Consider the following 21,057-nt stretch of genomic DNA (forward strand, 5'->3'; position numbering starts at 1 on the left):
GGCCTTGACGCGTGCATTGGTCTATGCCACCTTCAACCACGCGTAAGTGGTCAGCTGACCAATTGGTAAGGCCGCGGCTTCCCGGAACTCCGAGAGGAGATTCATCCATGAACCGACAAGGCACCAGACTTCGCATCGCCGTCGGCGTCGCAGCGGCGGGACTGGCATTCGCCGGGCTGACCGCGCTGCCCGCGAACGCGGCCGGCGACGGACTGAGCGTCCAGTACCGCACCAGTGCGACCGGCGCGACCGCCGACCAGAGCGAACCCTGGCTCAAGGTGACCAACACCTCGGGCACGTCCGTGCCGCTCAGTGAGGTGCGGCTCCGGTACTACTTCAAGGCCGACAGCCCGAGCACGACCTACCGTTTCGCCTGCTCCTGGGCGGTGAAGGGCTGTTCCAACATCACCGGCACCTTCGGCACGCTCGCCTCGCCCACGGCGACCGCCGACCGCTACCTGGAGATCGGCTTCACCTCGGGCGCCGGCTCACTCGCCCCCGGCGCCGACACCGGGGACATGCAGCTCCGCTTCTACCGTGCCGACTGGCAGACGCTCAAGCAGAGCGACGACTACTCGTTCGGCGCCGCCCAGACCTCCTACGCCGGCTGGGGCAAGGTCACGGCGACCCGCGCCGGCGCGCTCGTCTGGGGGACCGCGCCCGCGGGCAACGAGCCCGGTCCCGGGCCCACCGACCCCACGGACCCGCCGCCGAACGGGGCCGCGCTCTTCGACGACTTCAACTACAGCGGCCACACCGACCCGAAGATCTCGGAGCACGGCTGGAACGTGCGCTCCAACTCCGGCGGCCCCGGCGTGCCCGGAGCCACCTGGGCCCCCGAGAACGTCACCTTCGTGAACGCGAACGGCAACTCCGTGATGAACCTGGAGACGTCGACCGCGGGCACCGGGGCGTCGACGAAGCAGACCGAAGTGCTCACCAAGGCGCTGAAGTTCAAGAACGGGACGTACGCGGCGCGCGTCAAGTTCTCCGACGCGCCCCGGTCCGGACCGGACGGCGACCGCCTCGTCCAGACGTTCTTCACCATCAACGACCTGACCGCCCCGATGGCCGACGACTACGCGGAGTACGACTTCGAGTACCTCCCCAACGGCGGCTGGGGCGAGCCGTCGAACATCCTGTACACGACGTCCTGGGAGACCTACCGGCCCGATCCCTGGGAGGCGGTCAACCAGCACAGTGAGGCACGGCAGAGCTACGCCGGCTGGCACGACCTGGTGGTGACCATCGACGGCAGCAGCATCACGTACTACGTCGACGGGCAGGTCTTCGGGACGCACGGGGCCGCCTACCTGCCCGAACGGCCCATGTCGATCAACTTCAACCAGTGGCTGATCGACCTGGCGGGCCAGACGAGCACCACCCCGCGCGCCTACGACGAGCAGGTGGACTACGTCCTGCACGTCAAGGACCAAGTCCTCACTCCGGCGCAGGTGGCGGCCAAGGTGGCCGCGTTCCGCAGTGCCGGGACGACCTTCCAGGACACCGTGCCGGGAAGCTGAACGGGCGGCGGCGCCGGTCCGAGGGGGGCCGGTGCCGCCACCTCGCGTGGCCGGTTCCGCCCTTGACGGTTCGATTGGTCCATACCAAAATCCAGCACACCCGTGCGAGCGCACCCGCTCGTCCCCCCATGTCGGGCTCCCTTCCCCTGTCCGCAAGACAGAACAGGACCCCTCGTGAGACGTCGAACCGCTGTCGCACTCCTCGCCTCCACCCTGGCCTCCGCGTCCCTGCTGACCGCCTGCGGCGCCCTGCCCGAGTCAGGCCCGGACCGGCGGACCGTCACGGTGTGGCTGATGAAGGACAGCGCCTCCAAGGACTTCATCGACCGGTTCACCGACGAGTTCGAGCGGACCCACGGCGACCTCGAGCTCGACGTCCGCATCCAGCAGTGGACCGGGATCGGCGACAAGGTGCAGGCCGCGCTGAAGGGGCCGGCCGACGACGCCCCCGACGTGATCGAGGTCGGCAACACCCAGGTCGCCCAGTACGTCGCGGGGGACGGGCTGCTCGACCTGACACTGGAGTCGATGCGCGACTGGGGCAGGGACGACTGGCTGCCCGGCCTCGCCGAACCGGGCAAGTACGTCTTCCGGCAGTACGGCATCCCGTGGTACGCGGCCAACCGTGTGGTGATCTACCGCAAGGACCTCTTCGCGCGGGCCGGGATCAAGAAGCCCCCGAGGACGCGCGAACAGTGGCTCGCGGACACGCGCAAGCTCGACTCCGGCGGCACCCAGGGCATCTACCTCGCCGGACAGGACTGGTACACCCTCGCCGGGTTCATCTGGGAGGAGGGCGGCGAGCTGGCGACCGAGTCCGACGGGACCTGGGAGGGAGCCCTGAACACGCCGGCCGCGCTGCGCGGGATGGACTTCTACCGGCGCCTCCAGTCTCTCGGTGAGGGCCCGGTCGACGCCGACGAGGAACACCCGCCGCAGGCAGGGGTGTTCGCCAAGGGGCAGGTCGCGCAGATCGTCGCGGTGCCCGGCCTCGCCCGGGCCGTCGTGCAGGCGAACCCCGAACTCGAGGACGAACTCGGGTACTTCCCGGTGCCGGGGAGGACGGCGGCCCGGCCCGGTGCCGTCTTCACCGGCGGCTCCGACCTGGTGGTGCCGAAGAACACCGACGACCGGCGCGGGGCGATCGCCGTCATCGCCGCGCTGGCCGGCGCCAAGTGGCAGAAGGAACTGGCCCGGACGATGGACTACGTGCCCAACAAGACCACGCTCGCCGGTGTGGTCGCGGACAAGGAGGGGGTCGCGGCCATGGCGGCGGGCGCCGCGCAGGGCCGGGCGACCCCCTCCTCGCCCGAGTGGGCGGCCGTGGAGGCGGACAACCCGATCAAGGACTACATGACCAAGGTCCTCACCGGCTCCGACCCCGCCGCCGAGGCCGCCCGCGCCTCACGCCGGATCACCGAGACGCTGGCGGTCGCCGAGGAGTGACGTGCGGGGGGTCCGTGCCTTCGCGGAGACACGGACCCCCGGCGAACCGCACCGCACGCGCGGCCCGTTCGGGCATCACGGGCGGCCCGCGCGCACCGGACACCCGTCGCGGCGCCCGGCACACGCCTGACCGGTACAGGCGTCACCGGCACACGCCTCACCAGCACACGCCTCACCAGCACACGCCTCACCGGCACACGCCTACCGGGCCACGCTCAGCGAGAGCGCGAAGCGTCCCTCCTCGTCCGTCCACCAGTGCGCCAACTCCAGGCCCGCGGCGGCGAGATCGTCACGTACCCGCTCCTTCCGGAACTTCGCGGAGATCTCGGTGCGCAGCTCCTCCCCGTCCTCGAAGTCGACGGCGAGTTCCAGCGCCGGGATCTTCACGGTCTGCGCCGTGCGCGAGCGCAGCCGCATCTCGATCCACTCGTTCGCGGCGTCCCAGAGCGCGACGTGCTCGAAGCCGTCGAGGTCGAAGTCCGCGCCGAGTTCGCGGTTGACGACGGACAGCACGTTCTTGTTGAACGCGGCCGTCACCCCCGCCGCGTCGTCGTACGCGGCGACCAGCACCGCCGGGCCCTTCACCAGGTCCGTGCCCAGCAGCAGGGTGTCGCCGGGTGCCAGCAGGGAGCGTACGGACGCCAGGAACGCCGCGCGCTCGTCCGGCAGCAGATTGCCGATCGTGCCGCCGAGGAACGCGACGAGCCGCGGGCCCGGGGTGTCCGGCAGGGTGAGACCCGCGGTGAAGTCGGCGATCAGCGCGTGCACGCCGAGGTCCGGGCGCTCGGCGGCCAGCGCCCGCCCGGCCAGGCTCAGGGCGCTCTCGCTCACGTCGACCGGCACGTACGTGTGCAGCCCCGGCAGGGCGTCGAGCAGGTGCCGGGTCTTCTCGCTGGAGCCCGAGCCCAGCTCGACGACGGTACGGGCGCCGGTCGCCGCGGCGATCTCGCCGGCCCGGGCGCTGAGGATCTCGCGCTCGGCCCTGGTCGGGTAGTACTCCGGCAGTTCGGTGATCTTCTCGAAGAGCTCGCTGCCGTGCGCGTCGTAGAACCACTTCGGCGGCAGCGTTTTGGGGGTGCGGGTGAGGCCGTGCAGGACGTCGGCGCGCAGCGCCGCCTCCGTGGCGTCCTCGGGCAGGGTGCGGGTGAGAAGGAACGGGCTCACGTGCGGGGCTCCTCGGGTGGGGCGGATGCCAGGTGTCCTTGCGGCGCGCTCTGTTCCAGCGGGTCCTTGAGGGGGGTGAGCAGGACGTCGGTGCGGCTCGCCGCGAGCAGCGTGCGGTCCGGCACCTCCTGCCAGTGCGGATCGTCGTCGTAGGGTTCGGAGGCCACGACGGTGCTGCGGCCCGGTTCGGCGAGGTACCACAGGGTGTCGCCCCAGGCGGTGGCGGTGATCGTCTCGCCGTTGGTGAGCAGCAGGTTGAGCCGCGATCCGGGGGCCGCCGCGGCGACCTCCAGGACCGTGTCGGAGAGCGCCTGGCTCTCGTCGTCGCCGCCCCGCAGCCGTTCGAGGACGAGCGCCCACACGAGCGCCGAGTCGCAGCGGGCCTCCATCGACAGCAGGGCGGCGGGCGGCAGCGTCGTCGCGAGCGGGGCCAGCGAGCCGGGCCACCCCGCGACGGCGCCGTTGTGGCTGAACAGCCAGCGGCCCGCGGCGAACGGGGCCGCCGCGGCCTCCCCGTCTGCGCCGCCCACCGTCGCGTCCCGGACCGCCGCGAGCAGCGCGCCCGAGCGCACCACCCGGGCCAGGTCCGCGAAGGACTGGTCGCCCCAGATGGGGCCGGGCCGGCGGTAGCGGGCGGGAACGGCGTCCCCGTGCGCGTACCAGCCGACGCCGAACCCGTCGGCGTTGACCGTGCCGTAGCGCTGTCGGCGGGGGGCCCACGACTGCCGGTACAGGGCGTGCGGCGGTGCCACGAGAAGGGCGCCGAGCGGCTCCTCGGGCCCCAGGTACGCCACATGACGGCACATCAGGCGGCTCCGTCGCGGGCGGTGCGGAACCCGGAGAAGATCTGCCGCCGGACCGGGTAGTCCCAGTTGCGGAAGGTGCCGCGGCAGGCCACCTGGTCCACGGCGAACGAGCCGCCGCGCAGCACCTTGTGCTCCGGCCCGAAGAACACCTCCGAGTACTCCTTGTACGGGAACGCGGTGAAGCCCGGGTACGCCGTGAAGTCGCTCGCGGTCCACTCCCACACGTCGCCGATCAACTGCCGTACGCCGAGCGGGGACTCGCCCGCCGGGTAGCTGCCGGCCGGCGCCGGGCGCAGGTGGCGCTGGCCCAGGTTGGCGTGGTCCGGGGTCGGGTCCTCGTCCCCCCACGGGTAGCGCCGGGAGCGGCCGGAGACCGGGTCGTGGCGGGCGGCCTTCTCCCACTCGGCCTCGGTGGGCAGCCGGCGCCCCGCCCAGCGGGCGTACGCGTCGGCCTCGTACCAGCTCACGTGCAGCACGGGCTCGTCGGGCGGTACGACCTCGGTGACGCCGAAGCGCCTGCGCAGCCACTGCCCGCCGTCGCGGCGCCAGTACAGCGGCGCCTCGATGGAGTGCGCGCGGATGTGGTCCCAGCCCTCGGCCGTCCACCAGCGGGCGTCACCGTAGCCGCCGTCCTCGATGAAGGCCTGGTAGGCGGCGTTGGTGACCGGCGTGGTGTCGATGTGGAACGCCGGTATGTCGCGCTCGTGCGCCGGGCGTTCGTTGTCGAGCGACCAGGGCTCGGCCGAGGTGCCCATGGTGAACGGGCCGCCCGGAACCAGGACTTCGGCGGGTCCCGTGAACGGCGGTCCGGCCACCGGGTCCGGCGCGGTGAGCGCGGCGGGCCCCCGGCGCAGCTGATGGGTGATCAGCATGGTCTCGTCGTGCTGCTGTTCGTGCTGCGCGATCATGCCGAAGGCGAAACCTGCCTCGGTCAGCCGCGTGCCCCGGAACGTGCTGCTCTCCAGCACGTCCAGCGCCCGCCCCCGCACGTCGGCGGCGTAGCGGCGGGCCTCCTCGGGGGGCAGCAGCGGGAGGGAGGGCCGCTCGGCGCGCGGGTGCTCGAAGGCGTCGTACAGGCCGTCGATCTCCGGGCGCATCGGCTCCCGTCCGGCGACGGCGCGCAGCAGCCACAGCTCTTCCTGGTTGCCGATGTGGGCGAGGTCCCACACCAGTGGCGACATCAACGGCGAGTGCTGCGCGGTGAGTTCGGGCTCCTCCACACAGGAGGTCAGGAGCGCGGTGCGGTCGCGGGCCGTCACCAGCGCCTCCAGGGCGCGCTCCCTGAGCGACTCCGGGTCCGTGAGGGATTCGGGGGCGGTCATGTGCGGATGTCCTTCCCGTGGAACTGGTCGAGCAGATCGTCGGCGGGACAGCGCCCCCGGGCCACGTAGCGGTCGGTGAACCGGGCCACCGCCTCCCGCACCGCGGGGGACGCGCCGATACGCGGCAGCGCCTCGGCGGCGGCCGCGAAACAGACGGCGGCGGCCTCCCGCAGCTCGGGGTCGCCGAGGCCGCCGCGCGCGGCCTCGGTCCACAGCGGATTGCACGGGGCGGCCTGCGAGCCCGCCCGTTCGGCCAGGGGTTTCACCGTCCGGTAGGCGGTCTCGGCGGCCTCCGCGTCGTCGAACAGGGCGGTGGTGACGGCGAGCGGCACCATCCACCCGTCGTCGCCCGGCTGGGCGTCGATCATGCGCAGTTCGAGATGCCCGCGCGGGCGCACCGGCGGGAACAGGGTGGTCAGGTGGTAGTCCAGGTCGGTCCGGTCCGGCGGGGAGCCGGACCGCGTCCAGGCCCGGAAGGTGAGCCCCTCGGGCGTGGACCAGGGGCCGTCCGGGTTCCGTACGCACATCACCGGCGCGTCCAGGACGTGCCGGGCCCAGGTGGCCCGCGGATCACCCGCGAGCGAGGGTGCGCCGGAGCGCCCGGGGTCCATCGCCGCCCACAGCGACTGGCGCGTGGAGCGCCAGCCGGTCGGCCGCCCGGCGGCCATCGGCGAGTTGGCGAACGCCGCCACCAGGACGGCGCCCAGCTGGTGCGCGAGCCACCAGCGCCGCCCGTGCCCGAGCGGCCCCGGCTCCTCGTACCCGGCGTCCAGGCACACCTGGACGGAGGCGGAGGAGCACATCATGGCGCGGCCCTCGGGACCCGTGCGGTCGAGGCAGCGCTCCATGGCGTCGTAGCGCGGTTCCCGAAGGAAGCGGCTCGGGGGTTTCCAGGGGTCCTGGCCGTATCCGCTGAGGCCGAGGCCTCTCTCGCGCAAGGCCCCGCGTACGGCGGCGAGGTCGGCGGACACGGTCTCGACGCACTCCATCAGGGAGGCGGCGGGAAGGGAGCTGAGCTCCAGCTGACCGCCCGGTTCGACGGTGAGCGCCGAACGCAGGGGCAGGGCCCGCACTGCGGTGTAAGCCGCTTCGAGTCGTGCGGGTGTTACGGGGAGCCGCGGTTCACGCAGCTCGTGGACGAGCCATTCCACTTCGACGCCGAGGAGTCGGGGCGGTCCGGTCTTGAAGCAGATGCCTCGGACCAGCGCCTCCACCTCGGCTTCGGTGACCAGGGAGCGGTGCTCCGTACAGTCACTCACCGAATCGGACATGTCGGGATCCTCCTGAGATTCCATCATGCCGCCGGTCCGGCTTCTGATGGGCCGGACCGGCATCGCTCGTACCACCCAAGACCACGAAAGCCGGTTCGCACAAGAGTGCAGATCGTCGCTTTCGGGGTCAGGGGAACAGTGTTCGAGCGCCCGGAAAACTCTGTTGCGTCGCATGACCAGCATCGCTCACGATGCGTTCATGAGCACGACGGGGGAGATCGCGCGGGACACGCTCGCGGCGCGTACGGGGGTCGCGCGGTGAGCGCACGGCTGCGCGGGATCGCGCATCAGACGGAGGAGATCGTCGCGGCGGGGCGGTACCGCGCGTCCGACGGACGCACGGTGCCGATCGCCGCGGCGGTCGACGCCGCCCGCGCCGGCACCCGCGTGTACGGGCCGGAACCCGTGCAGACGCCACGGGTCACCCCGGTCGAGACGGTGATCGAGGTGACCGGCGAGAGCAGCCTGGAGGCCGCGCGCCGCCTGCCGGGCCCCGTCGCCGTGCTGAACTTCGCCTCGGCCCGCAATCCCGGCGGCGGCTATCTGAACGGCGCGCAGGCCCAGGAGGAGGCCCTGTGCCGGGCGTCCGCGCTCTACACCTGCGTGCTGCACGCCCGCGCGTTCTACGACCACCACCGCACCCACCGCGACCCGTTCTACACGGACCGTGTCATCCACTCACCGGGCGTGCCCGTCTTCCGCGACGACCACGGGCGGCTGCTGGACGAGCCCTACACCGCGGGATTCCTGACCGCCGCGGCGCCCAACGCCGGAGTCGTGCTGCGGACGGCGCCCGAGCGGGCGGGCGAGCTGCCGCACGCCCTCGCCGTCCGGGCCGAGCGTGTCCTGGAGACGGCGGTGGCCGAGGGCTACCGGCGGCTCGTGCTGGGCGCCTGGGGCTGCGGCGTCTTCCAGAACGACCCCGGGCAGGTGGCGGGCGCCTTCCGGGCCCTGCTGACGGACGGCGGCCGCTTCACCGGGGCGTTCGACCACGTCGTCTTCGGGGTGCTCGACCGGACCCGGGGCGCGGTGACCCGGGCGGCGTTCGAGCAGGCGTTCGCCCTCGTCGGCGGCGTCCGCCGGCCCTGACCGCACCGCCCCCGCGGGCCCGCGCCGGCGCCGTACGGGACGCGGTCAGCGCCAGCCGTAGCGTTCCCGCAGCCGGTGCACCACCAGGTTGAACCGCATCCGGTCCAGTGCGCACGCCTCCCGGCGCATGCCGTCCTCGTGCAGCCGCAGGACGCGGTCCACCGCCAGCCACGAGTCGCGCCCGGTGCGGTCCCACGGCCCGCTGCCGATCGGCACCCAGTCGCGGTCGCCGTCGTGCCGTCTGCTCGACAGCTGCACGGCGAGGAACGTGCCCGCGGCCTCCCGGGCGACGACGAGCACCGGCCGGTCCTTGCCCCGCCCGTCGTTCTCCTCGTAGGGCACCCAGGTCCAGACGATCTCGCCCGGGTCGGGGTCGCCGTCGTGCGCGGGCGAGTACTCGGTCCGCACCGGGCCGACCTCGCGGGCGGCGGCCTCCGTGGTGGCCGACGGCCCGAAGCGGCCGGGGACTTCGTCGATGTTGGCAGTCACAGGGAGCACGTTAGAGGCCACCGGTCCCCGCCCGCCGCGCGGGTCCGCACGCGCCGCGGCCGTGGTCCCCCGAGAGGGCCCACGGCCGCGACGCCGCTCCGGGACCGGGCGCCCAGCGGCGGGATCAGCTCACTCGTCGTCCTTCTCCACCGGCACCTTCTGGGTGCGCGGCGGTGTGAAGCCGTTGAGGCCGGCGGCCCCGTCGGCCGCCGTCCCGTTCTGGTTCATCGAGGAGAGCAGCTGACGGGCCAGGCCCAGCCCAGTGCCGCCCATCGTGAGCGCCTTGGCGAACATGTCGGACATCCCGTCGGCGCCGTTGAGCAGCACCATGTGCTCGACGTTGTTGAACGCGCTCGCACCCGCCTGGACGATCTCGGGCCAGTTCTCCGCGAGCTGCTGGGCGACCACGGCCTCCTGGTTCTCGGCGAGGGCGGCCGCCCGCGCCTTGATGGCCTCCGCCTCCGCGAGACCCTGCGCGCGGGTCGCCTCGGCGGCCGCGAGTCCCTTGGCCTGGGCGGCGGCCGCCTCGGCCTCACCCGTGGCACGCGTCGCCGTCGCGGCGGCCGCACCCCGGGCCTTGGTCGCCTCCGCCTCGGCGCCCGCGGCCGTCTTCACCCGCGTCGCCTCCGCCGCGGCGGCGAGCTCCGTCTCCTTCGCCTTGGCCTGCGCCGCGGAGATCCGCACATCACGCTCGGCCTCGGCCAGCGTGCGCTTCTCGTACGCCTTCGCGTCGGCCGGCTTGCGGACGTCCGCCTGGAGCTGCTGCTCGCGCCGCTGCGCCTCCAGTTCGGCGACCCGGGTCTCCTGCACCACGACCTCCTGCCGCGACGCGGCGTCGGCGAGCGGTCCCGCCTGCCGGGACTTCGCCGCCGCCTTGTCGCGCTCGGCCTGGTAGCCGGCCTGGAGGATCTCGCTGTCCCGGGTGGCCTCCGACATCCGCGCCGCGGCCTGCTGCTCGGCCTCGGTGGCCAGCCGGTTGGCCTCGGCCTGGGCGATCCGCGCGTCCCGCTGGACGGCGGCCGCGTGCGGCATGGCCAGGTTCTTGATGTAGCCGGTCGGGTCCTCGATCTCGTGGATCTGCAGCGAGTCGACGATCAGCCCCAGCTTCTCCATCTCCGTGCCGCAGGCGGCCCGGGTCTGCCCGGTGAGCTTCTCCCGGTCGCGGATCATGTCCTCGACGGTCAACCCGCCGACGATGGACCGCAGATGACCGGCGAACACGTTGTGCACCCGCTCCGCCATCAGCTTCTGCTGGTCGAGGAAGCGGCGGCCCGCGTTGGCGATCGACACGAAGTCGTCGCCCACCTTGAAGATGACCACGCCCCGCACCTTGAGCGGAATGCCCTGGTGGGTCACGCAGTCCACGGACAACTCGGTCTCGTTCAGGTCCAGCGACAGCTTGCGCACCGCCTGCACGCCCGGCATGACCAGCGTGCCGCGCCCCGTCACGATGCGGAACCCCATGCCTTCTTCAAGGCCCTCGGTCCGGTGCTTCGAACCCGAGATGATCAGTGCTTCGTTGGGCTCCGCGACGCGCCACATGAGCTTGAAGACCACGAAGATGAAGATCAGTGCGAGGACAAACGCCCCCGCCACGACGCCGACGATCATCGGCATACGCCCCCTTTGAATGGTGCCCTGTCGGCACCGAACGAGGGGAGTGTGCCTCCGCGCGGGGCCCGGGTACACACGGTGGCGGATCCTTGTTGCAATCTTGACGCTTACGGCCCTCACCTGGGCCGCGGGCGGCTCAACTGTCGTACGCGGCCGACACGTAGACCGTCCTCGGCGGCAGGTACTCCACCACCATCACGACCGTGCCCCGCTCGATGCGCTCCTTCGGGGCGGCCGGGTACGCGAGGAAGTGCTCGGCCCCGCCCCGCACCCGGACGATCACCTCGCCGACGAGCCCGGGCCCGACCGTGCCGGTGACCCGCCCCATCAACCCGACCATCGACGCATCGTCCATGGCGACAGCGTACGGCCGGGAGCCGCTGGTCACGGTGCCGGCGCCGAACTCTCCTACGCGGCGCGGGACTCGGCGGCAGCGGCGGGCGGCGGCCAGTGCACGTGCCAGCGCCGGTCGTCCTCCAACTGCGCGGCCAGCGACACCAGGAGAGGCTCGCTGTGCGCCGGACCGAGGAGCTGCGCGCCGACCGGCAGTCCGTCGCCCACGAACCCGGCGGGGACGTTGACGCCGGGCCAGCCCAGCACGTTCCACGGCCAGGCGTAGGGACAGGCGGCGATCATGGCGCGGTCGGTGCCGAAACCGCTGAGGTCCAGCATGGCGCCGATCCGGGGCGGGGGAGCGGCGGTCGTCGGCGCGAGGAGGACGTCGTAGGAGTCGAAGAGGGCGCCGATCCGCCGGTGCAGCGCGGCCTCCGCCCGGCGCGCGACCCGCAGCGGCGTGCCGCCGAGCAGCCGGCCCAGCCGGGCGGCCTCCCGCGTGCGCCGGTCCAGGAGGTCGGGGAAGGGGGCCTCGCGCACCCACTCGGCGATGCCCGCCGTGGCACGCGGGACGAACGTGAGCCCTATCCGTCCGTAGCGCGGCTCGGCCTCCTCCACGACGTGGCCGAGCGCGGCGAGACGTTCAGCGAGCGCGACGACCGCCGTCCGTACGCGCGGATCGAGCCGGGCGGGCAGCGCCGTGAACGGCGGCCGCAGCGAGAGCGCGATCCGCAGCCGCCCCGGATCGCGGCCGACCGCCTCGGACACGCGTACCAGCGGCGGATGGTGCAGGTCGCCGCTGTGCTGACCGCTCGCCGCGTCCAGGAGCAGGGCCGCGTCGGCGACCGTACGCGCCAGCGTGCCGTTCACGGTGATCCCCTGGAACGACTCGGGGCGCGGCCAGGTCGAGATCCGCCCCCGCTGCGGCTTGATGCCGACGAGGTGCGTCCAGGCGGCCGGGATGCGGACCGAGCCCGCGCCGTCGGAGCCCAGCGCGGCCGGCACCAGACCGGCCGCGACCGCAGCCGCGGAACCGCCGGACGAACCGCCCGGGGTGTACTCGGTGTGCCAGGGATTGCGGGTGGCGCCGAAGGCCGGCCCCTCGGTGAAGGGCCACTGCCCCAGCTCGCAGGTGTTGGTCTTGCCGACGATCACGGCGCCGGCCGCGCGCAGCCGCCTTACCGCCTCACCGTCCCGCTCCCGGGGCGGGAACTCGCCCCGGCAGCCGAACGCCGTCGGCAGCCCCGCCACGTCCATGTCGTCCTTCACGGCCACCGGCACCCCCAGCAACGGGCGCCTGCCGCCCGCCGCAAGCTCCCGGTCGGCGGCGTCGGCCTCGGCCAGCGCCTCCTCGGCGCGCAGCCGCCGGAAGGCGTTCAGGGACGGCTGGGTCGCCTCGATCCGGGCCAGCGACCGCTCGACCGCCTCACGCGCGCTCAGCTCCCCGCCGGCGAGCGCGCGGGCGCACTCCGCCAGCCCCGGGGCACGGTCGTCGGCCATACGGGCACCTCCCGATGCGCGGCTTCTACCGAACGGTAACGTGCGGGCGCCCACAGCGGTACGGGACGCCGAACTTCCTTTCCGCGCGCGGGAGTTCCTGCCGACGGCCACCCCGGACCAGGGGGCGGGCACGGGAGGGTCCCCCGGCGCAAAGCGGCGCGCCGGGCTTCTGCAAGGATGCGGTCCGTCATGGTGCCCATACCGAACGACCCCGCCCCGACGTCGCCCGCACCACTCCCCGTGCCGACGAGCGCGGACGTGGCCCGCCTCGCCGGTGTGTCCCGCGCGACCGTCTCGTACGTCCTGAACAACACCAGCGCCGTCCGCATCAGCGAGCCCACCCGCCGCCGCGTCCACGAGGCGGCCAAGGAGCTCGGCTACGTCCCGCACGCCGCGGCCCGCAGCCTGCGCGCCGGACACAGCCGGATGGTGCTGATGCCCGCCCCGAACGTGCCGGTCGGCCCGCTCTACAGCCAGTTCCTCACCGAACTCCAGGGGGCGCTGGGCCGCCTCGACTACACCGTCGTGCAGTACGGCAGCGTCGGCCTGAACGGCGACGAGGCCGCCCGCGCCTGGGCGGAGCTGCGCCCCGTCGCCGTCCTGGTACCGGGCAGCGACCTCGGCAGCCAGGGCGTGGCCGTCCTCAAACGCTCCGGCGCGCGGGCCGTCGTCACCGTCGGCACCGAGCGCGTCGAGGGCGCGCACGCGCTGCTCATGGACCACGCAGAGGTCGGACGCCGCGCCGGCGAGCACCTCCTCGCCCGTGGGCGCCGCCGCATCGGAGTCGTCGTCCCCGAGGAGCCCGGCCTCGAGGTCTTCTCCCTGCCCCGGCTCGAAGGAGTACGCAGGTCCGCGCACGGCACGGACGCCGACGTCACCGAGCTGCCGCTGGCCTACGACGAGGAGTCGGCGGCCCGGCTGGCCGGGAACTGGCGTTCACTCGGCCTGGACGCGGTGTTCGCGTACAACGACGAGTACGCCATGCTGCTGATGCGGGCCCTCCAGGACGAGGGCATCATCGTCCCCGAGGAGACGGCCGTGATCGGTGCCGACGACCTGATGCTCGGCCGGCTGCTCCGCCCGCGGCTGAGCACCGTCCACATCGAGCTGCCGGCCGGACGTGACCTCGCGGAGCTGGTCGACCGGGCGGTGCGCGAACCGGCCGCCCCACCGGAGGCGCACGATGTGCTGGGAGCGAGGGTCGTGCACCGCGAATCGAGCTGAACACCGGGGAGGCGCGTCATGCGGACGACGGTCGGCATCATCGGAGGCGGACCCGCCGGGCTGCTCCTGGCCCGGCTGCTGCACCGGACGGGGATCGACTGCGTCGTCCTGGAACGCCGGACCCGCGCCCACGTGGAAGGGCGGCAGCGCGCCGGCATGCTGGAACAGGGCACCGTCGACGCGCTGCGCGAATGCGGCGCCGCCGAACGCCTCGACATCGAGGGCATGGTGCACCACGGCATCGAGCTGCGCTTCGACCGCGAACGGCACCACATCGACTTCCCGGTCCTCACCGGCGGGCGCACGGTCACCATCTACGCCCAGACCGAGGTCGTGAAGGACCTCGTCGCCCTCCAACTGGCCGAAGGGCCACCGCTGTTGTTCGAGGCGGAGGCCCTGGCGATCGAGCGGCCGGAGAGCGAGAACCCTCTCGTGCGCTTCGTGCACGAGGGCCGCGAGGAGTCCCTGCACTGCGACTGGGTGGTGGGCTGTGACGGGTTCCACGGCATCGCGCGGGGCACCTTCCCCGCCGCGCTGAGCCGCACCTACGAACACCGGTACCCGTACTCCTGGCTCGGCGTCCTGGCCGATGTGGCCCCGTCCTGCGAGGAGTTGATCTACGCCCGCGGGGAGGACGGCTTCGCGCTGCACAGCATGCGCTCGCCCCGCGTCTCCCGGCTCTACCTCCAGGTCCCCAACGGGACGGACCCGGGCGACTGGCCCGACGACCGCGTCTGGGACGAACTCGACGCCCGCTTCGCGATCGACGGCGACTGGACCCTGCGACGCGGCCCCATCACGGCCAAGTCCGTGACGGGCATGCGCAGTCACGTCCACGAACCGATGCGCCACGGGCGGCTGCTGCTCGCCGGTGACGCCGCCCACATCGTGCCGCCGACCGGGGCGAAGGGGCTCAACCTCGCCGTGTCCGACGTCCGGGTCATGGCCCGCGGGTTCACCCAGCTCCACCTCACCGGATCGAGCCAACTCCTCGACCGTTACGGCGAGTTGTGTCTCGAACGGGTATGGCAGGCGACCCGCTTCTCGTACGACATGACGCGGATGCTGCACACGCGGCCGGACCGGGACGCCTTCGAGGAACGCCTCCAGCTCGCCCGGCTGCGCCGCATCACCGCGTCCCGTCCGGCGGCAGCGGAACTGGCCGCCAACTACACGGGGCTGCCGATCCCGCTGTGAGCCCCGGACGGCTCCGGCCGGTGCCTACGCGTCGGCCTGTCCGGGCTGCTGCGGCTGCTGGGCCTGCTGCTCGGCGACGGCCTTGCGCACCTCGTCCATGTCCAGCTTCCTGGCCTGGCCGATGACGTCCTCCAGGGCTGCCTCCGGAAGCGCGCCGGGCTGCGCGAACACCGCGACCTGGTCGCGGACGATCATCAGCGTCGGGATCGACTGGATGCCGAAGGCCTGGGCGAGCTCGGGCTGCGCCTCGGTGTCCACCTTGGCGAACACCAGGTCCGGGTTGGCCTCCGCGGCCTTCTCGTAGACCGGGGCGAACTGCCGGCACGGCCCGCACCACTCGGCCCAGAAGTCGATCAGGACGAACTCGTTGTCCGTGACCGTCTGGTCGAAGTTCTCCTTGGTGAGCTCAACGGTGCTGCTCATGGCGTGTTTCCCTCTTCCTGGGTTTCGGGGCTCGGGGCAAGCCGCTGTCGACAACGCTGCCCCATGACGGCGTATTCCGCGCACGTACCCGTGCGGCCAGGGCGCACACCCCGTTGTGGTCACGGCACGCACCACCTACCAGACTGACCCCATGACGGAAACGGAAACCATCGAGTACGACGTCGTGGTGCTGGGTGCCGGGCCCGTGGGGGAGAACGTGGCGGACCGCACCCGTGCGGCCGGACTCTCCACCGCGGTCGTGGAGAGCGAACTGGTCGGCGGAGAGTGCTCGTACTGGGCGTGCATGCCCAGCAAGGCCCTGCTGCGTCCGGTCATCGCGCGCGCCGACGCCCGCCGCGTACCGGGACTGCGCCAGTCGGTGCAGGGCCCCCTCGACGCCGCCGCGGTCCTCGCCCACCGGGACTACTACACCTCGAACTGGAAGGACGACGGCCAGGTCGGCTGGCTGGAGGGCATCGGCGCCGACCTCCACCGGGGGCACGGGCGGCTCTCCGGGACCCGTGAGGTGACCGTCGAGGGGCCGGACGGCGGGCGGCGCGTGCTCAGGGCCCGGCACGCCGTCGCCGTGTGCACGGGGACCCGCGCGGCGCTTCCCGACCTGCCGGGACTCGACCGGGTCAGGCCCTGGACCAGCCGCGAGGCCACCAGCGCGCAGGCCGTGCCGGGACGGCTGATCGTGGTCGGCGGCGGTGTGGTCGCCGTCGAGATGGCCACGGCCTGGCAGGCCCTGGGCTCCCGCGTCACCCTCCTCGTCCGCGGCGAGGCCCTGCTGCCCCGCATGGAGCCCTTCGCCGGGGAAATGGTCGCCGAGTCCCTGCGGGAGGCCGGCGTGGACGTGCGCACCGGCACGTCGGTCACCGGGGTGACGCGCGAGGGCGCGACCGTGACGGCCGTGACCGGCGCCGGCGAGCGCGTCGAGGCCGACGAGATCCTGTTCGCCACCGGCCGGGCGCCGCGCACCGACGACCTGGGTCTGGAGACGGTCGGGCTGGAGCCCGGCTCCTGGCTGGCGGTCGACGACACCCTCCGGGTGACGGGCAGCACCTGGCTGTACGCGGTCGGCGACGTGAACCACCGCGCCCTGCTGACCCACCAGGGCAAGTACCAGGCCCGGATCGCGGGCGCCGCCATCGCCGCCCGCGCCTCCGGCGCCCCCCAGCTGGAGACGGACCCCTGGGGCGCCCACGCGGCGACCGCCGACCACGGGGCCGTCCCGCAGGTCGTCTTCACCGACCCGGAGGCCGCGGCCGTCGGCCTCTCCCTCGCCGAGGCGGAGCAGGCGGGCCTGCGCGTACGCGCCGTCGACGTCGACCTCTCCTCGGTCGCGGGCGCCGGCCTGTACGCCGACGGGTACCGCGGCCGGGCCCGCATGGTCGTCGACGTCACCCGCGAGACGGTCCTCGGCGTCACCCTCGTCGGCCCCGGCGTCGGCGAACTGATCCACTCGGCGACCGTCGCGGTCGCCGGCGAGGTGCCGGTCTCCCGGCTGTGGCACGCGGTGCCGTCGTACCCGACGGTGAGCGAGGTGTGGCTCCGCCTCCTGGAGGCCTACCGGGACGCGTGACCGACCGGCGGACGCCCGCACCGACGGGCGTCCGCGGGGTCCCCGGGGGTGCCACCTGAGCTTGGTGTGCAGCCGGGGTGCTGGTGAGCGCCGATGATCGGTGCGGCTCGGCGTGGGGTCCCGCGGCGGGGTTCCGGCGCGTGCGGCGGTGCGGGGTTTCTGACCTGAGGGTTCCCGGAGATCGGCCATGGCTCGGGGACCCTCACCACCATGCCGTGCCTCCGGCTGTTCACGTCGGCAGGTCGAAGCCGAGGGCCGTCGCGGCCTCTCGTGGCGTCGGCTGTGCCCAGCGCAGGGCCACCGCCTCGTTCGACGACAGCGAGCGCGGTTCCGCGCGGTCGAGGTAGAGCGTGCCGTCCAGGTGGTCCGTCTCGTGCTGCACGATGCGTGCGGGCCAGCCGGTGAGGACCTCGTCCACCGCGCGGCCGTGCTCGTCCCGCGCCGTCAGCCGCACCCGAACCGCCCGGGCCACCACCGCCTGCCAGCCCGGCACGCTGAGGCAGCCCTCGAAGAACGCGGCCCGCTCGGCGCCGACGGGCTCGTACGACGGGTTCACCAGGACCCGGAAGGGCAGCGGCACCCGGCCGCGCGCCAGCCGCACCTCCTCCGGCACCGGCGCCGGGTCCTCCACCACCGCGATCCGCAGTGGTACGCCGACCTGCGGGGCGGCGAGGCCCACGCCCGGAGCCGCGTGCATCGTCGCGCGCAGCGCCGCCACGAAGCGGTCCAGCAGTCCGGGGTCCAACTGGCCGTCGAAGGGCTCCGTGCCACGCCGCAGCACCGGGTCCCCGGCGGCGACGATCGGCAACGGACCCTCACGGGAGAGGAGTTCCTCCACCTGGTCGCTCAACGGGCGGGAGCTGCTGGGGACGTCTGCGGAAGCCATCCGGCCAGGATGCCAAGCCGACGGGTGTGACGCGAGGCGGCAGGCGGGCGGACGGGGCGAGTCAGGTGTCCGGGGCGTGCGGAGCAGTGGTGGGGCGGAGGGTACGGGGGAGTGGCTCCGGACGCGCGCTCTCGCCCTGTGGGGTGAGATCCGGGTGCGGGCCCGCGGCGGGAGTGCGCGGCGCGGCGGTCGTACCGACGTGCGGCGAGGAGGCCGGGCGCCAGGCGCCCGGCCTCCTCGTGTGACCGCTCGGTCAGGAGCCGGTGTGACTTCTCAGGACCCGCCGCGACCCCGCGGGGCCGCCCGGATCACAGGCGCTCGAAGTCGCCCGCGAGCGCCGAGGCGATCCTCAGGTGGGACTCCGCCTCCTCGTGCCGGCCCTGGCGTTCGAGCGTGCGGCCCAGCATCAGCCGGGCGTAGTGCTCGACCGGGTCGCGCTCGACGAGGACCCGCAACTCGGCCTCCGCGCGGCGCAGTTGGGCCGAGTGGTAGTACGAACGCGCCAGCAGCAGCCGGGGACCGACCTGCTCCGGCACCTCCTCGACCAGCCCGCCCAGCACCCGCGCGGCCGCCGCGAAGTCCTTGGCCTCGAAGAACATCCGCGCCCGCTCCCAGCGCTCCGCGGCCGTCCCGTGGTCGTAGTACGTCATGTCCACTGCTGACCTCCTTCGGGGGCGTCAACGGACCCTGTTGGTTGAATATTCCACTACTCTTGCCGGTGCGGGTCGCCGGTCACCGGCGCGCGTGCCCCGAAGGGGGGAGGGATGACGGACTCACGACGACGGGTCCCGGACGAGGCTAGGTTGGGCGCCATGAGCAATCTTGACCGCGAGGCGGTCCCCGCCCCGTGCGGCGGCCGCGGCTTCGTGGTGGCGGAACCGGTACGGGAACTCCTCAGCCCCCGCCGGGTCCGCCTCGGCGAGTCCACCGAAGTCCGCCGCCTGCTGCCCAACCTGGGCCGCCGCATGGTCGGCGCCTGGTGCTTCGTCGACCACTACGGCCCCGACGACATCGCCGACGAGCCCGGCATGCAGGTCCCGCCGCACCCGCACATCGGCCTGCAGACGGTCAGCTGGCTGCACGAGGGCGAGGTGCTGCACCGCGACTCCACCGGCAGCCTGCAGACCATCCGCCCACGCGAGCTGGGCCTGATGACCTCGGGCCGCGCCATCAGCCACTCCGAGGAGAGCCCCCGCTCGCACGCCCGCCTCCTGCACGGCGCGCAGCTCTGGGTGGCCCTCCCGGACGTGCACCGGCACACGGACCCGCACTTCGAGCACCACCCCGAACTGCCCACGGTCACCGCGCCCGGCCTCACCGCCACGCTCGTCCTCGGCGGCCTGGACGGCGCGACCTCGCCCGGGACGACGTACAGCCCGATCGTCGGCGCCGACCTGAGCCTGACCCGCGGTGCCGACCTGCGGCTCCCCCTCGAACCCGACTTCGAGTACGCCGTGCTCTCCATGTCCGGCGAGGCGCACGTCGACGGCGTACCGCTGCTCCCCGGCTCGATGCTCTACCTCGGCTGCGGACGCACCGAACTCCCGCTGCGCGCCGAGTCGGACGCGGGCCTGATGCTCCTCGGCGGCGAGCCCTTCGAGGAGGAGCTCATCATGTGGTGGAACTTCATCGGCCGTACGCAACAGGAGATCGAGCAGGCCCGCGAGGACTGGATGACCGGCTCCCGCTTCGGCGAGGTCAAGGGGTACGACGGCGACCCGCTGGCCGCGCCCGCGCTCCCACCGGTGGCCCTGAAGCCGCGAGGCAGGGTGCGCTGACCCGTACGGGCCGCTGACCCGTGCGGACCTCCCGAGCCGCAAGGGCTGCTGGCCCGTCCGGACTGCCCGGCCGTACTTGCTGCCGACCCGTCCGGACTGCCGGGCCGTACGGGCTGCTGACCTGTCCGGGGCGGACTCCCGGCGCCCACAGTCTCGGTGCGGTTTCCGTTGTTGTCATAGTCCCGGTGCGCGGATTTCGCACGCCTCTGGTGTTCGCGCGGTGGATATCGTTAGTGTGCCCACGGTGGGGGTGCGACCCGCGAGTCGGTCGCGCCTGCCGCCGTGCCGTGCCGTGTCGCGGGTTCGGTGCCGCCCGGCCGACCGGAGCCGGCGCTCCTCGCGTCGGCGTGCGGCGGCGCCGCCGACGCGCCCGTCGTGTCGCGCCGCCCGCGACATCCCGCCTGCGAAAGAGCCGATGTGACCGACCAGCAGCTTCCCGCCACGCTCCCCGAGACGGACCGTACGCGTCACCGGCGCCTGCGCGAGCAGGGAAGCGTGAACCGCGCTGACCTGGACGCCGTGCTCGCCGCGGGCTTCGTGTGCCACCTCGGGGTGGTCGTCGACGGGGTCCCGATGGTCGTGCCGACCGTCTACGGAAGCGACGGCAGCCACCTGTACCTGCACGGCTCGGTCGCCGGCCGGAGCATGGTCGCGTCACCGCGCGCTGCGATATGCGTGACCGTCACGCACGTCGACGGCCTCGTGCTCGCCCGCTCGGTGTTCGAGCACGGGGTGAACTACCGCAGCGCGATGATCTACGGTGTTCCGCGCCTCGTCACCGACCCGGACGAGAAGCTCGCGGGCCTGCGCCGGCTGACCGAGCACGCGGCACCCGGACAGTGGGACTACGCCCGGCGGCCCAACCGCAAGGAGCTGGCCGCCACCACGCTGCTCGCCCTCTCCCTGGAGGAGGCGTCGGTCAAGATCCGCACCGGGGGTCCCGAGGACGGTGACGGACCCGACGCGGCCCTGGGCCTCTGGGCGGGCGTCCTGCCGCTCACCGCGACCTGGGGAGAGCCCGAACCCGACCCCCACCTCCCCGGGGACATCGCACCGCCGCCGCACATCGCCGCCCGGGGCAACACACGCGCCGCTTAGGGAACCGGGGCGCTGGGCGGCACGCCTGTCGGCCAGGCGGTCCCGCCGCCTCCCGGCGTCGCCCTGGCGGCCTCACAGTTCCGCCGCCCGCCGCCCGCCGCCCGCCGCCCGCCGCCCGCCGCCCGCCGCCCGCCGTCCCGCCGCCCCGGTGTCGAGCGTGCCCGCCCCGCACCCCTGCCCCTGAGCCCCTGCCTCCTGCCCCCGGGCTGTCAGGCCCCATGGTCCTCAACCCCCTTGCGGTTGAGGGCCTTTCCCTTGTCACCGCCGCTCCCCGCCGTGCCGCTCGCGTACGCCCCTGCGCGGCGTCTC

Annotated in this window: 19 protein-coding genes; 8 read left to right on the top strand and 11 right to left on the bottom strand. The window is 73.4% G+C overall.

What is annotated here, in order from left to right; all coding sequences use genetic code 11:
- Positions 1-107: 107 nt before the first annotated feature.
- Entirely contained in the window at positions 108-1,523 is a 1,416-nt protein-coding gene (locus ACZ4VA_RS31285) for a cellulose binding domain-containing protein (protein WP_468083363.1), read from the top strand.
- Positions 1,524-1,697: 174 nt separating this feature from the next.
- The gene (locus ACZ4VA_RS31290; RefSeq protein WP_356241609.1) at positions 1,698-2,969 is read left to right on the top strand and encodes an extracellular solute-binding protein; all 1,272 of its coding nucleotides are present in this window, start codon (positions 1,698-1,700) and stop codon (positions 2,967-2,969) included.
- A gap of 201 nt (positions 2,970-3,170) precedes the next feature.
- Here the strand turns inward: ACZ4VA_RS31290 and egtD are convergent, their stop codons facing one another.
- From egtD to egtA, 4 genes are read right to left on the bottom strand one after another with little or no spacing between them, the layout of a single operon-like run.
- A complete protein-coding gene (gene egtD / locus ACZ4VA_RS31295) occupies positions 3,171-4,133 on the bottom strand; it encodes an L-histidine N(alpha)-methyltransferase (RefSeq protein ID WP_468083365.1) in 963 nt (320 codons plus the stop codon).
- Positions 4,130-4,939 carry an ergothioneine biosynthesis protein EgtC gene (gene egtC, locus ACZ4VA_RS31300; protein ID WP_356165333.1) on the bottom strand — a complete coding sequence of 270 codons (810 nt, stop codon included), beginning with the start codon at positions 4,937-4,939 and terminating at the stop codon, positions 4,130-4,132. The genes egtD and egtC overlap by 4 nt, the downstream gene beginning before the upstream one ends.
- On the bottom strand, positions 4,939-6,261 hold the full coding sequence (gene egtB, locus ACZ4VA_RS31305; protein WP_356165336.1) for an ergothioneine biosynthesis protein EgtB: 1,323 nt from the start codon (positions 6,259-6,261) through the stop codon (positions 4,939-4,941). Before egtB ends, egtC begins: the two co-directional genes overlap by 1 nt.
- Entirely contained in the window at positions 6,258-7,532 is a 1,275-nt protein-coding gene (gene egtA, locus ACZ4VA_RS31310; protein WP_356241603.1) for an ergothioneine biosynthesis glutamate--cysteine ligase EgtA, read from the bottom strand. The genes egtB and egtA overlap by 4 nt, the downstream gene beginning before the upstream one ends.
- A gap of 258 nt (positions 7,533-7,790) precedes the next feature.
- Here egtA and ACZ4VA_RS31315 point away from each other — a divergent pair, with 258 nt between their 5' ends.
- The gene (locus tag ACZ4VA_RS31315) at positions 7,791-8,621 is read left to right on the top strand and encodes a TIGR02452 family protein (protein WP_356165341.1); all 831 of its coding nucleotides are present in this window, start codon (positions 7,791-7,793) and stop codon (positions 8,619-8,621) included.
- A gap of 45 nt (positions 8,622-8,666) precedes the next feature.
- Here ACZ4VA_RS31315 and ACZ4VA_RS31320 read toward each other — a convergent pair whose 3' ends face one another.
- From ACZ4VA_RS31320 to ACZ4VA_RS31335, 4 genes are all read right to left on the bottom strand, one after another.
- A complete protein-coding gene (locus ACZ4VA_RS31320) occupies positions 8,667-9,110 on the bottom strand; it encodes a type II toxin-antitoxin system PemK/MazF family toxin (protein WP_468083369.1) in 444 nt (147 codons plus the stop codon).
- Positions 9,111-9,239: 129 nt separating this feature from the next.
- On the bottom strand, positions 9,240-10,727 hold the full coding sequence (locus tag ACZ4VA_RS31325) for an SPFH domain-containing protein (protein WP_388905878.1): 1,488 nt from the start codon (positions 10,725-10,727) through the stop codon (positions 9,240-9,242).
- A gap of 133 nt (positions 10,728-10,860) precedes the next feature.
- On the bottom strand, positions 10,861-11,079 hold the full coding sequence (locus tag ACZ4VA_RS31330) for a hypothetical protein (protein ID WP_355792620.1): 219 nt from the start codon (positions 11,077-11,079) through the stop codon (positions 10,861-10,863).
- A 53-nt stretch (positions 11,080-11,132) separates the two neighbouring features.
- Positions 11,133-12,557, bottom strand: coding sequence for an amidase (locus ACZ4VA_RS31335; protein WP_356165349.1), 1,425 nt, complete (start codon positions 12,555-12,557; stop codon positions 11,133-11,135).
- Positions 12,558-12,746: 189 nt separating this feature from the next.
- Between ACZ4VA_RS31335 and ACZ4VA_RS31340 the strand changes: the two genes are divergently transcribed.
- Positions 12,747-13,781 carry a LacI family DNA-binding transcriptional regulator gene (locus ACZ4VA_RS31340; RefSeq protein ID WP_468083372.1) on the top strand — a complete coding sequence of 345 codons (1,035 nt, stop codon included), beginning with the start codon at positions 12,747-12,749 and terminating at the stop codon, positions 13,779-13,781.
- A gap of 18 nt (positions 13,782-13,799) precedes the next feature.
- Entirely contained in the window at positions 13,800-14,978 is a 1,179-nt protein-coding gene (locus tag ACZ4VA_RS31345; RefSeq protein WP_355788407.1) for a 4-hydroxybenzoate 3-monooxygenase, read from the top strand.
- 24 nt (positions 14,979-15,002) lie between these two features.
- On the opposite strand, the gene trxA is transcribed toward ACZ4VA_RS31345, so the two are convergent.
- Complete coding sequence (gene trxA, locus ACZ4VA_RS31350; RefSeq protein ID WP_356165353.1) at positions 15,003-15,401, bottom strand: thioredoxin; 399 nt, start codon at positions 15,399-15,401, stop codon at positions 15,003-15,005.
- Between the two features lie 151 nt (positions 15,402-15,552).
- Here trxA and ACZ4VA_RS31355 point away from each other — a divergent pair, with 151 nt between their 5' ends.
- Positions 15,553-16,986, top strand: coding sequence for a dihydrolipoyl dehydrogenase family protein (locus tag ACZ4VA_RS31355; protein WP_468083375.1), 1,434 nt, complete (start codon positions 15,553-15,555; stop codon positions 16,984-16,986).
- Between the two features lie 229 nt (positions 16,987-17,215).
- Here ACZ4VA_RS31355 and ACZ4VA_RS31360 read toward each other — a convergent pair whose 3' ends face one another.
- Together ACZ4VA_RS31360 and ACZ4VA_RS31365 are read right to left on the bottom strand one after the other, a co-directional pair.
- Positions 17,216-17,872, bottom strand: a complete 657-nt coding sequence (locus ACZ4VA_RS31360; protein ID WP_355794336.1) for a peptide deformylase — start codon at positions 17,870-17,872, stop codon at positions 17,216-17,218.
- Between the two features lie 308 nt (positions 17,873-18,180).
- Positions 18,181-18,528: a tetratricopeptide repeat protein gene (locus tag ACZ4VA_RS31365; RefSeq protein WP_355793974.1), complete on the bottom strand. Its 348-nt coding sequence runs from the start codon at positions 18,526-18,528 to the stop codon at positions 18,181-18,183.
- A 156-nt stretch (positions 18,529-18,684) separates the two neighbouring features.
- On the opposite strand from ACZ4VA_RS31365, the gene ACZ4VA_RS31370 reads away from it, so the two are divergent.
- Both ACZ4VA_RS31370 and ACZ4VA_RS31375 read left to right on the top strand, forming a co-directional pair.
- Complete coding sequence (locus tag ACZ4VA_RS31370; RefSeq protein ID WP_468083378.1) at positions 18,685-19,650, top strand: pirin family protein; 966 nt, start codon at positions 18,685-18,687, stop codon at positions 19,648-19,650.
- A 417-nt stretch (positions 19,651-20,067) separates the two neighbouring features.
- Positions 20,068-20,748: a pyridoxamine 5'-phosphate oxidase family protein gene (locus ACZ4VA_RS31375; RefSeq protein ID WP_468083380.1), complete on the top strand. Its 681-nt coding sequence runs from the start codon at positions 20,068-20,070 to the stop codon at positions 20,746-20,748.
- Positions 20,749-21,057 lie beyond the last annotated feature (309 nt).

The organism is Streptomyces sp. NPDC028308 (genome assembly GCF_055565855.1).